Origin of the sequence: Embleya sp. NPDC059237, assembly GCF_042754105.1 — a bacterium.
In the GTDB taxonomy this organism is placed as follows: Bacteria; Actinomycetota; Actinomycetes; order Streptomycetales; family Streptomycetaceae; genus Embleya.
The window spans coordinates 155330-166812 of the sequence record NZ_JBHZAE010000007.1 but is presented as its reverse complement, the minus strand read 5'-3'; the positions used below and the strand labels follow the sequence as shown (position 1 = coordinate 166812).

Genomic DNA, 11483 nt, shown 5'->3' with positions numbered 1-11483 from the left:
GCCGGGGGCTGGTCGGGCGTGAGCCTACCGGGCCGGATCCGGACGTGCCCAACACCGACCTTCCGGACGCATGCGTAGCCTGACGTGTCGTCAACTGGGCTGATTTGTCCGTGAGTTACCCATCTCTCCAGCGGCCGATCGAGCCGGCGCAAACCCTCGCCGAGAACGAATCCGGCCACGTCCGAACGGTTTTGGCACCCGCGCTCGCCGACCCCCACCCACCCGCGCCCGACGGGCCGCGACACCGCGCGAAGCCCCGGCGGCGGTGATCAGTCTCACGTACCAAGCGCCCGAAAAGGTGCCGTGCGACCGGCCCGCGGAAGACCCACGAGCGCTCGCGGCCGGCCGCGAGCGCCACCCGTATATAGGGGAGAAACAAGGGAGCGGATCGCGGCGCGACGCCTATACCGTCCCCGACCACGCCCACGCAAGTACAACGAACGCGGGCTCCGTGCCGGCCACGCCGCACGCACGGTCGCCGCGAGCACTCCGACGTCGGTCGATCCGCCGACTCGTCGACCCGCAATCCACCGCACAACCGACGCACCACCGTCGTCGGCGACGACCACCGCCGGGCCACGCGGACCGTCGAATCGAGGACTCACTCACTATCCGCTCGCCAAAACGAGACGTACATCACATCCCTCGGAGAGCAACCTGAGACCCCCTCCGGAAGTCAATGATGCGGAGACTCGCATCGCGCGGCCTCCGTCTTTTCGACCCGTTGTGAAGGGAATCCCGAAACGTGGCAGGTAAAGCGATGCGACGGCGCACCGTTCCGGCCGTTCTGATCGCCGGCGCGATCCTGTTCACGGGGGCCTGCGGGCTGCTGGGCGGCGACGACAAGGGCGACAAGACGAGCAACGCGGGCAGCGAATCCAAGATCGCGCCCGGCGCGTCCGGCGGCACCCCGGGTACCGAGTCCGGCAAACCCCCCGAGCCGGCCAAGGGGGCCGCGCCGCAGGTGACCATGACGCCCGAGGACGGCGCCACCGGCGTCGACCTCGCCGATCCGCTGACCTTCGCGATCGAGGGCGGCAAGGTCTCCGCGGTCAAGGTGACCAACGCCCGGGGCGAACAGGTCGACGGCACCCTGTCGCCCGACGGCAAGTCCTGGAAGCCGAAGGTCCCGTTCACCCCCGGCGGCCAGTACACGGTGAGCACCACCGCCACCAACACGGACAACCAGCCGACCACGATCTCCACCAGGTTCACCACCCAGACGCTGGGCAAGGAGGTGACCGCCTCGATCTTCCCCGACGGCGGGACCGTCGGCGTCGGTCAGCCCGTCTCGGTGCGCTTCGACCGGCCGATCACCAACAAGGCCGAGGCGGAGAAGGCGATGAAGGTCACCGCGACGCCCGCGGTGTCCGGCGCGTGGCACTGGTTCGGCAACACCCGGGTGGAGTGGCGGCCCAAGGACTATTGGAAGGCCGGCACCAAGGTCAAGGTCGACCTCAACCTGCGCGGCGCCGACCTCGGCGGCGGCGCGGGCTCCAAGCAGTACAAGAGCTTCAACTTCGCGATCAGCAACGTCGCGCGGATCTCCACCGTCGATGTGGCGAGCAAGACGATGACCACCACCGAGAACGGCAAGGTGGTCAAGACCACCAAGGTCACCACCGGCGAGTCCCCCAAGTACGACACCTGGGGCGGCGTGATGGTGGTGATGGAGAAGTACGAGAAGACCCGGATGAACTCGGCGACCGTGGGTCTGGGCAAGGAGTACGACATCGCGGACGTCCCGTGGGCGGTCCGAATCACCACCTCGGGCACGTTCGTACACGGCAACTACTGGTACGACAAGGCCAATCCGCCGTTCGGCCGGGCCAACACCAGCCACGGCTGCGTGAGCATGACGCCCGAGGACGCCAAGTGGTTCTACGACCACGCCGATCGCGGCGACGTGGTCAAGGTGGTCAACTCCAAGGAGCGCGCGGTCGCGGCCGACAACGGCTACGGCGCGTGGAACCTGAGCTGGTCCCAGTGGTTGGCCGGCAGCGCGACCAAGGAGTGACCCCCGGGCGCGACGCACCCGACGACGATTGAGACCTCGATCACAGGGCCCCTCGTGCAACGGCCACGCGGCCGGCGGCGTCCCTCAGGTGAATCCACCTGATCGGACGGCTTAGCCCGGGGGGCCCTTTTCATGACCGGTATCACCCAGCGTGTCGGGGTCGCGGCGTTCGTCGCGGCGACCCTGTTGTTGACCGGAGCCTGTAGCAAGGACGACGCGAAGAAGTCGGCGGACCCGGCGAAGGCGGCCGGCGAGAACCGCGCCGGCCCGGCCGAGCCCGCCGTGGTCACCCTGACCCCCGTGGACAAGGCCACCGGCGTCGACCCGGGCACCCCGGTGAAGATCGCGGTCGGCGGCGGCAAGGTGTCCGAGGTCAAGGTGACCAACGCGAGCGGCGAGGCGGTCGACGGCGCGCTGAACGGCGACTCCTGGAAGCCGAAGGTGCCGTTCATGTACGGCGGCAAGTACACGGTCACCGCCACCGCCGTCAACGCGGAGAACAAGCCGACCACCGCCAACGCGGCGTTCACCGTGCTCAATCCGACGCAGGCGGCCACCGCCACCTTCATGCCGGACGCGGACGCCACGGTCGGCGTGGGCCAGCCGGTGTCGATCACCTTCGACCAGCCGGTGAAGAACCGCAAGGCGGTCCAGGAGGCGATCAAGGTCACCGCCACGCCCGCCGTCGAGGGCGCCTGGCACTGGTTCGGCAACTCGCGGGTGGACTGGCGGCCGAAGGAGTACTGGCCGACCGGCACCCAGGTGAAGGTGGACCTGAACCTGCGCGGCGTGGACCTCGGCGGCGGGGTGATGTCCAAGCAGTTCAAGAGCTTCGGCTTCAAGATCGCGGACACCAAGCGCATCGCCGTGGTGGACGCCAACGCGCACACGATGACCGTCTCCGAGAACGACCAGGTGGTCAAGACGATCCCGATCACCGCGGGCGAGGACCCCAAGTACACGACGTGGAACGGGATCATGGTGATGGAGGAGCGCTACCCCACGCTCGACATGAACTCGCAGACCGTCGGCCTGGGCAACGAGTACGACCAAAAGGCCGTGCCGTACGCGATGCGGATCACCGAGTCGGGCACGTTCCTGCACGCCAACACGTGGACCACGGTCAACCCGTTCGGCAACGCCAACACCAGCCACGGCTGCGTCTCGATGACGCTGGAGAACGCCAAGTGGATGTACGAGCGTTCGATCCGCGGGGACATCGTGCAGGTCAAGGGCAACGAGGAGAAGCCGGTGGCGGCCGACAACGGCTACGGCGCGTGGAACCTGACCTGGGAGCAGTGGACGGCCGGCAACTGACGCACGGTGTGGCCGGACCCGACACCGGGTCCGGCCGCACCCGGTCCCGTCGCGCCGGCGCCGCCGGCGCCCACCGTGTCCGCGCCAACCGTGCCGGGCGGTCGGCGGTACGTGTGCCCTACACCCGGGCGTGACCCATCCCACGTCGATTCCCGGGGCCGAATGAGCGTATGAACTGTTGAACACACCAACCATGTGGGTACGCCTGCCACGGGACCACCCCACCCCTCCCGGTGAATCGAGGCAGCCGTGTGTTGGAGCGCCGGTGCGGACCTCGTGATGGGCAGTGCCATCACGGTGGTCGGCATAGCGAGCGTCGCCTCCGTGCGACGGATCAACGATCTGCCGATGGCGTTGTTGCCGGTCATCCTGGGCGCCCATCAACTCGTCGAGGCGTTGGTGTGGCAGGGCGAGACGGGTGACGTGTCGGCCGGTACCGCCGAGATCGCGCGCGAGGCCTGGGCGGTGATCGCCTTCCCGCTGTTGCCCGCCTTCGTCCCGCTCGCGGTGCTGGCCGCCCAGTGGCCGCTCGCCAGGGGTCGGGAGCGGGTCCGGGCCACGTTCTTCATCGTGCTCGGCCTGATGGTCGCGGGCGCCCTCGGGCACGCGCTCGTCTCGCGTCCGGTCGACGCCGAGATCTGCGGGAACACCGTGCGCTATTCGGTGGGCATTCCCGCCGCCCCGTGGGTGATCGCCGGCTATCTGGTCGCCACCCTGGGCTCGTTGTTGTTGGCCCGGGACCGACTGTTGCGGTTCCTGGGCGTGGTCTGCGCCGTCGGCGCGGCGGTCACCATGCGTCTGTGGTTCCACGCGTTCGCGTCGACGTGGTGTGCGGTCGCGGCGGCGGCGAGCGTGATCGTGCTGTGGTGGGTACGCTCCCGGCGCCCGGCCCCACCGGGGAGCGCGGGCTCCTCGCCCGGGCCCGTGTCCGAGTTGGTGCGGTGAGCCGACGGCCCGAAGGCGGCTCCGGGCCGCCGCGGCTCAGGGCAGCAGCAGCGAACTGTCCCCGAACTCGTGCCACAGGTAGTCCTCGGCCAGCGCCGCGTCGTAGGCCCTGCGCACCGCCGCCCGGCCCACCACCGCTTCCAGGAGCAGCAGGTGGGTGGCCTCGGGCGCGTGCAGGCCGCTGATCACGCCGTCGACCACCCGGGCCGGCCGGTCCGGGCCGAGCATCAGGTCGGTCCAGCCGCTCGCGGCGGCGATCTCGCCGTCGGGGCCCACCGCCGACTCCAGGGCCCGGGTCACCGTGGTGCCCACCGCGATCACTCGGCGGGCCCGGCGCACCAGGTGCGCGGTGCTCTCCGGCACGGCGAACCACTCGCGCAGCGGCGGCTCGCCGACCTCCTGGGAGGACACCCCGGTGTGCAGCACGATCGGCGCGACGGTGACCCCGCGGGTGATCAGGTCGACCACCAGCTCGTGGGTGAACGGCCGCCCGGCGCTGGGCATCTCGGCGCTGCCCTCGTCCCGGGCGAAGATCGTCTGATACGCCGTCAGCGGCCAGCGCTCGCGCACGTGGGCGTAGCTGATCGGCCGGCCGCGGTCGGCCAGGAAGGTCTCCACCCGCGCGTGCGGCACGGTGATCCGGGCCTTCCACAACCGCTGGGGGGTGTGCTCGTGCGGATACGGGTCCAGGAGCAGCGCCATGCCGCACCGGGTGCCGGGGAAACGCACCGCCTCGAAGCGGCGCACCCCCGCCACCGGCCCGGGCGTGCCGTCGGTGTGCCGCAGTTCGACGATCCAGGTCTCCTCGTCGAGGCGGGTGGCGAAGTGCACGGTGACCGGCGAGCCGTCGGCGCGGTAGCCGTCCACCGCGGCGGGCAGCGTCGCGGAGGTGTTCACCACGAGCAGGTCGCCGGGTCCCAGGTGCCGTCCGAGGTCACGGAAGATGGTGTGCTCGACCCGCTCCCCCGCGTGCACGAGCAGCCGGACCCCGTCCCGCGCGAGCCCCCGTGCCTCGGCGGGTTCGGTGGCCTCATGCACGGTCGCGGTGGTCACGAGATCACCGCCGGGGCGAACTCGGCGACCGTGTACCGCCCGCTCGCGGGACGTTCGTCGAACAACCGCAGCAGGGCCGGCACCACGGTCTCGGGGTTCGGGCGATCCGAGACGTCCTCGCCGGGGAACGCCTGTTGATGCAGGTCGGTGTTCATGTCCCCGGGGTCGAACGCGTAGACGTCCAGGTCCGGGTTCTCGGCGGCCAGCGTCGCGCCGATGTGGTCGAGGGCAGCCTTGGCCGAGCCGTAGCCGCCCCAGCCGGGGTAGGCGTTGACGGCGGCGTCCGAGCTGATGTTCACCACCGCGCCGCGGTCGCCGTCGAGCAGGAAGGGAAGGGCGAGTCGGGTCAGCGCCAGCGGCGCGAACACGTTCACCTCGTACACCCGGACCAGGTCGGCCGGTGGATGGGCGGCGAGCGGCGGCAGCGGGCTGGGCCCGAGCACGCTCGCGTTGTTGACGAGCAGGTCGAGTCGACCGGACTCGCGGACCAGGTCGCGCAGTTCGCGACGGTGCGCGGGATCGGTCACGTCGCCGGCGACGGCGATCACGTCGGCGTCGCCCAGAGCGCGCAGTTCGCGGGCGGCCCGATCCAGGTCGGCGGGCCCGCGGGCGTCCAGGATCAGCGTCCAGGAGCGGATGGCGAGCGCGCGGGCCAGGGCCAGGCCGAGGCCGCGCGAGGCGCCGGTGACGAGTGCGACAGGCATGGTGTTCTCCAGGGGAATTCCACACCCCACCCGGTGATGGGCTGCGCCTCTACACTGCAAGTTCAAGTGCACTTCAGGTCAAGCGACCGGGAGGCGCATCGCACGGAAACTTCGGACGAGACCTGGGAGACGGTGTGCTCACCGGAACGGACCTGTTGACGGTCGGGCAGATGACCGCGCGCAGCGGATTCGCGGCATCCGCGCTGCGCTACTACGAGGCCGAGGGCCTGATCACCGCGAGCCGCACGACGGGCGGGCAACGCCGGTACGAGCGGCACATCCTGCGCCGGCTGGCGTTCATTCGCGCGGCGCAGAACATCGGCCTGTCGCTGGAGGAGATCCGGTCGGCGCTGAGCAATCTCCCGGAGGGCCGCACCCCCACCCCCGCCGACTGGGCCAAGATCAGCCGAGCCTGGCGCGGTCGTCTGGAGGAGGAGATCGAGGCCCTGGTACGGCTGCGCGACGGCCTGGAGCAGTGCATCGGCTGCGGTTGCCTGTCGATGAAGCGCTGCCGGATCTCCAACCCCGACGACCAGGCCGCCCGCTACGGCTCCGGCGCGGTGACCCTGCCGGAGCTGCTGCGCGAGGACCGGCGCCACCCCCACGGCTGACGCCGACCGGGCGGGGTGACACCCAGGCCCGGCCGGCGGTCGGTCGGTCGTCAGTAGCGGTCGCGCACCACCGCGGCCTTTCGCGCGCCGGCCGCACCCGGCGCGGCCGGGGCCGCGGGCACCGGGGGCGCCCCGAGCGCCGCCCAGTCCGGCTTGGCGCCGACGTCGAAGGTGCGCAACTTCGCCAGCACCGCCGGATCCTGCGCGTCGAGCCAGTCCACCAGGTCGTGGAAGCTCACGCACCTGGTCTCGGGGCGGGCGCAGGCCGTGCGCATCGCGCGTTCGACGGCCTTCATGTAGATGCCGCCGTTCCAGCCCTCGAAGTGGTTGCCGATCAGCAGCGGCGCCCGGTTGCCGGTGTACGCGCGGTCGAAGCCCGCCATGTAGCTCGCGTACGCCTGGTCCTCCCACTCGCCGAACTTCGCCGGGTCGCCCTTGACCGTGCGCGACTGGTTGAACATCACGTTGTAGTCCATCGACAGGACCTCGAACTTGCGCCCCGGCAGCGGGATCTGCTGGAGCGGCAGATCCCACACCCCGTTCACCTTGGCCGGCCACACCTGCCGCCCGCCGGGCGAACTGGCGTCGTAGCGGAAGCCGAGCGAGGGCGCCGCCGCGAGCAGCGCCTTCTGTCCCTCCAGGCACGGCGCCCGGCCGCCGATGAGTTCCTTGTCGTAGTCGAACGGCAGCGCCGGCAGGTCGTTCCAGCCGGTGTTGGTCTTCCAGTTCTTCACGAACGCGCGCGACTGCTCCGTTTCGGCGCGCCAGTCCTCGGCCGACCACGAACCGCCGCCGGTGGGACCACAGAAGTGTCCGTTGAAGTGGGTGCCGATCTCGTGGCCCTCCCGCCACGCGGCGCCGAGTTGCTCCAGCGTCATCCGCAGGTGGGCGTCGTCGAGGTAGCCGATGTCGGAGGCGCCGATCGGCTTGTGCGGCGGCTGATACCTGGCCTTCTTCGCCTCGGGCAGCACGTACACCCCGGACAGGAACAGCGTCATCCTGGCGTTGCTCTCCTTGGCCACCTGGCGGAAGCGGGAGAACAACTTCTTGTCGTCCTCGCCGGCGCCGTCCCAGGAGAAGACCACGAACTGCGGCGGGATCGCGCCGGGGGCCAGCTTCCCCGGCCTGGGCCGGTTGGGCTGCTCGCCGGTGTTCGAGGTCGAGCCGTCGCCGATCAGGGTCGCCGGGGCCTGGGCGGCCGATCCCTGGGGAGGTTTGGCGGGTGCGGCGGCCTTCTGTTCGGGATCGCTCCCGTGGTCGCGGGCGAAGACGACGAAGCCGATGGCGGCGACCACCGCGACGACAAGGACGAGGACGGCCATGTGGCGGGATGATCGCACGAATGCCCCAAATGATTGGAAATATAGGGAAATCGACAGCAGGCTAGATCGACCGCCGACCGGTTCGTCGACTCGCCCCACCGAGCGGCCGGCCGGCACCACCACATGGAATGAACGGGTACGGCCACTCGGCCGCAGTGTGAGCGGCCGCACGGCAGCCGAAGGTGTCACGGGTCCCGAACCGGCAATGGATAGCCTCGGGCCGGTGGTTCGCCTCGGCATGGGGCGGGGCCGCCCGGGGTCCGGTCGCCGGGCCCGAACCGAGAACCGGCCCATCCCGGAGGGGACATCGATGCGCGAGACGCTTCGGGACGCCAAACACACGCTGCTGCCGCCGCACGACGACCCACACGCCCCGCTGCCGCCGCTGCTGATCGTGCTCACCGTGGTCACCGGCCTGGTGGACGCGCTCAGCTATCTCGAACTGGGTCGGGTGTTCGTCGCGAACATGACCGGCAACGTGGTCTTCACCGGCTTCGCCCTGGCCGGCGCCCCCGGCCTGTCGGTGGCCGCCTCGCTCGCCGCGCTCGGCGCGTTCCTGGTCGGTGCGGCCGGCGGCGGCCGACTCGGCGTGGTCTTCGGCGCGCGCCGCGTGCGCCTGCTGTGGGTGGGCGCCTCGGTACAGGCCGCCCTGCTCGCCGCGGCCCTGATCGTCGCCGCCGCGGTGCACGGCCTGGGCACCGGCGAGCGCTACACCCTGATCCTGCTGCTCGGCCTGGCCATGGGCCTACAGAACGCGGTGGCCCGCCGGCTGGCCGTCCCGGACCTGACCACGACCGTGTTGTCCCAGACACTGACCGGCCTGGCCGCCGACATCCGCCGGCTCGGCGGCACCGGATCCCGGGCCGGCCGCCGGCTGCTCTCCGCGATCGCGATGGCACTGGGCGCGTTCACCGGCGCGATACTCGTCCTGCGCGTGCACGTACTGATCGCGTTCGCCGCGCCGCTCGCCCTGCTGATCGGCACCGCCGCCGTCGCCTACCGGTTCGACCTGCGGGAACGGCGCGACCGAAATGCCGACGAAATCGTTTGAGGTCCGCGACGCACCCGAGGTAGCCTTGCCGGGTCACATTGTCGTCCGTCTGGATGGTCCGTTGCGCATCTGAGGTCAGGACATCGCGCCGCTTGAGCCCTTTCGTGCTCGCGGTCGCGTTCTCGACCTCGGTGTGGCCGTCCCGGACGACTTTTTCGTCGACTCTTTCGTTGTCGACCGTCTCGTCCCGGTGCTTCCCGATCCCGCCGCGCGGTGTCCCACGCGATCCGTACATCACCGCGTCCCGGGAGAATCCGCATGTCCATTCCGACCGCACCCGCGATCGTCTGCTCCGCCCTGTCCTTCGCCTGGCCCGACGGCACCCCCGTGTGCACCGACCTGGATCTGTCCATCGGCGGCGGGCGCACCGGCCTGGTCGGCGTCAACGGCGCGGGCAAATCCACCCTGCTCAAGCTGATCGCGGGCGAACTGCGCCCCACCGCCGGATCGATCGCCCTCGCCGGCGACCTCGGCTACCTGCCGCAACACCTCCCGCTGGACGCCGACCGGCGCGTCGACGACGTGCTCGGCATCGCCGACACGCGGGCCGCGCTGCACGCGATCGAGGCCGGCGACGCCGACATCCGGCACTTCGACACCATCGGCGACGACTGGGACGTCGAGGAACGCGCGCGGGCCCAACTCGACCGGCTCGGGCTGCCACACGTCGACCTCGACCGCACCGTCGGCACCCTGTCCGGCGGCGAGTCGGTGCTGCTCGGGCTGGCCGCGCTGCTGCTGCGCCGACCGGAGATCCTGCTCCTGGACGAGCCGACCAACAACCTCGACGCGTCCGCGCGCGAGCGGCTGTACGACGCGGTGAGCCGGTACCCGGGGGTGCTCGTCGTGGTCAGCCACGACCGGGTGCTGCTCGATCTGGTCGACCGGATCGTCGAGGTGTTGCCGGACCGGGCCCGTACCCACAGCGGCAACCTCAGCTCCTACCTGGACATCCTGGAGCAGGAGCGGGAGACCGCCGAGCGGCTGGTCCGGGTCGCCCAGACCGACGTGCGCAAGCAAAAGCGCGAGTTGGCCGAGGCCCAGATCCGGCTGGCCCGCCGACAGCGCACCGGCCGCAAGGCCCAACTGGAGGGCGGCATCCCCAAGATCGTGGCCGGCAACCTCAAACGCGGCGCGGAGGTCTCCGCCGGCAAGCTCAGGGGCACCCACGAGGGCCGCCTCGACGACGCCAGGAGCCGGTTGTCCGAGGCCAGGGACGCGGTCCGCGAGGACAAGGAGATCCGGATCGAACTGCCCGAGACCGAGGTGCCGGCCGGCCGCACGGTGCTCACCGCCGAGGGCCTGAACACCGCGGACGCGCTCTACGGCCCGCACGGCGTGGACCTGATCGTGCGCGGCCCGGAACGCATCGCCCTGGTCGGCGACAACGGTTCGGGCAAGACCACCCTGCTCCGCCTGCTCACCGGCGCGGAGCAACCCGCCGCGGGCACGGTCCGGATCAACGTCGAGGGGGTGCGCCACCTGCCCCAGCGGCTGGACATCCTCGACGAGGACGCCACCGTCCTGGCCAACGTGCGCCGCTTCGCGCCCGAGGCCACCGACGCGGAACTGCGCGGCCGGCTGGCCCGCTTCCTCTTCCGGGGCAACCGCCCGGAGCAGCGGGTGGGCACACTGTCCGGCGGCGAACGGTTTCGCGCCGTCCTGGCCGCCCTGCTGTCCGCCGACCCGCCGCCGCACCTGCTGATCCTCGACGAGCCGACGAACAACCTGGACCTGGCATCGGTGCGCCAACTCGAACAGGCCCTGGGCGCCTATCGCGGCGCACTGGTCGTGGTCAGCCACGACCGCCCGTTCCTGGACGGGATCGGGATCACCCGGGAGCTGACCCTGCGCCGCGGCGAGGGCTTCGCCGTCCCCGCCCCGGAGGGCGACGCCGAGACCCCGGAGGACGAGCCGATGCAATAGCCCCGGCCGGCGCGCGCGGCCGGGGCCCACCACTCACCCCTCCGCGCGCGCCGACTCCTGGTCGTTGCCCCGCCGCACCCCACGCACCGGCGCGCCCGGGCGCCAGGTCCGAACCACGATCTCCTGCCCGTCGAGCCCGACCGCGCTCACCTCGCCGAGTTCGACCCGGAACAGGTGGAACGGGGTGGGCGCGTTGGTCTCCGCGACGTAGCGCTTCTTCAGCGCCTCGTCGGTCTCCTCGATCGCGCGCCCGCTCACCCGGACGTCGCCGTGCGTCATCTCGGCCCCCTCCCCCGGGTTGGCGAACAGCGCGAACCTCGAATCGCGCAGCAGGTCGCGCGCCTTGAGCGAGCCCGGCATCATGCCGAGCCACATCTGCTCGAACCGGAAGTCGGCCTCCAGACCGGTCAGCCGGGGCGAGCCGTCCCGGCGCAGCGTGCCCAGCACGTGGTGTTTGTACATCCCGAACCGCTCACGCACCGTCGCCGCGAACTCCGGTTCGGCCTTCTCGAACTCCGCCCAACTCGTCATGACACC

Annotated in this window: 10 protein-coding genes; 6 read left to right on the top strand and 4 right to left on the bottom strand. The window is 71.1% G+C overall.

Annotated elements, in window-relative coordinates; genetic code table 11:
• Window positions 1-760: 760 nt before the first annotated feature.
• The 3 genes from ACFXKZ_RS23000 to ACFXKZ_RS22990 all read left to right on the top strand — a co-directional run bounded on the left by ACFXKZ_RS23000 (window position 761) and on the right by ACFXKZ_RS22990 (window position 4279).
• On the top strand, window positions 761-2017 hold the full coding sequence (locus ACFXKZ_RS23000) for an Ig-like domain-containing protein (protein ID WP_380002800.1): 1257 nt from the start codon (window positions 761-763) through the stop codon (window positions 2015-2017).
• A 132-nt stretch (window positions 2018-2149) separates the two neighbouring features.
• Window positions 2150-3334, top strand: coding sequence for an Ig-like domain-containing protein (locus ACFXKZ_RS22995; RefSeq protein WP_380002799.1), 1185 nt, complete (start codon window positions 2150-2152; stop codon window positions 3332-3334).
• 249 nt (window positions 3335-3583) lie between these two features.
• Window positions 3584-4279, top strand: a complete 696-nt coding sequence (locus tag ACFXKZ_RS22990; RefSeq protein ID WP_380002798.1) for a DUF6629 family protein — start codon at window positions 3584-3586, stop codon at window positions 4277-4279.
• A 36-nt stretch (window positions 4280-4315) separates the two neighbouring features.
• Here the strand turns inward: ACFXKZ_RS22990 and ACFXKZ_RS22985 are convergent, their stop codons facing one another.
• Window positions 4316-5332 carry an S-adenosylmethionine:tRNA ribosyltransferase-isomerase gene (locus tag ACFXKZ_RS22985; RefSeq protein WP_380002796.1) on the bottom strand — a complete coding sequence of 339 codons (1017 nt, stop codon included), beginning with the start codon at window positions 5330-5332 and terminating at the stop codon, window positions 4316-4318.
• Window positions 5329-6036 (bottom strand): SDR family NAD(P)-dependent oxidoreductase, encoded by a 708-nt coding sequence (locus ACFXKZ_RS22980; protein WP_380002795.1) that lies wholly within the window; start codon window positions 6034-6036, stop codon window positions 5329-5331. The genes ACFXKZ_RS22985 and ACFXKZ_RS22980 overlap by 4 nt, the downstream gene beginning before the upstream one ends.
• A 134-nt stretch (window positions 6037-6170) precedes the next feature.
• Here ACFXKZ_RS22980 and soxR point away from each other — a divergent pair, with 134 nt between their 5' ends.
• Window positions 6171-6647, top strand: coding sequence for a redox-sensitive transcriptional activator SoxR (soxR, locus tag ACFXKZ_RS22975; protein ID WP_201260865.1), 477 nt, complete (start codon window positions 6171-6173; stop codon window positions 6645-6647).
• Between the two features lie 50 nt (window positions 6648-6697).
• Here the strand turns inward: soxR and ACFXKZ_RS22970 are convergent, their stop codons facing one another.
• Window positions 6698-7969 carry a hypothetical protein gene (locus tag ACFXKZ_RS22970; RefSeq protein WP_380002794.1) on the bottom strand — a complete coding sequence of 424 codons (1272 nt, stop codon included), beginning with the start codon at window positions 7967-7969 and terminating at the stop codon, window positions 6698-6700.
• 310 nt (window positions 7970-8279) lie between these two features.
• Between ACFXKZ_RS22970 and ACFXKZ_RS22965 the strand changes: the two genes are divergently transcribed.
• Both ACFXKZ_RS22965 and ACFXKZ_RS22960 read left to right on the top strand, forming a co-directional pair.
• Window positions 8280-9020, top strand: coding sequence for a YoaK family protein (locus ACFXKZ_RS22965; protein WP_380002792.1), 741 nt, complete (start codon window positions 8280-8282; stop codon window positions 9018-9020).
• A gap of 258 nt (window positions 9021-9278) precedes the next feature.
• Window positions 9279-10946: an ABC-F family ATP-binding cassette domain-containing protein gene (locus ACFXKZ_RS22960; RefSeq protein WP_380002791.1), complete on the top strand. Its 1668-nt coding sequence runs from the start codon at window positions 9279-9281 to the stop codon at window positions 10944-10946.
• A gap of 33 nt (window positions 10947-10979) precedes the next feature.
• On the opposite strand, the gene ACFXKZ_RS22955 is transcribed toward ACFXKZ_RS22960, so the two are convergent.
• Complete coding sequence (locus ACFXKZ_RS22955; protein ID WP_380002790.1) at window positions 10980-11477, bottom strand: pyridoxamine 5'-phosphate oxidase family protein; 498 nt, start codon at window positions 11475-11477, stop codon at window positions 10980-10982.
• Between the last annotated feature and the right edge of the window lie 6 nt (window positions 11478-11483).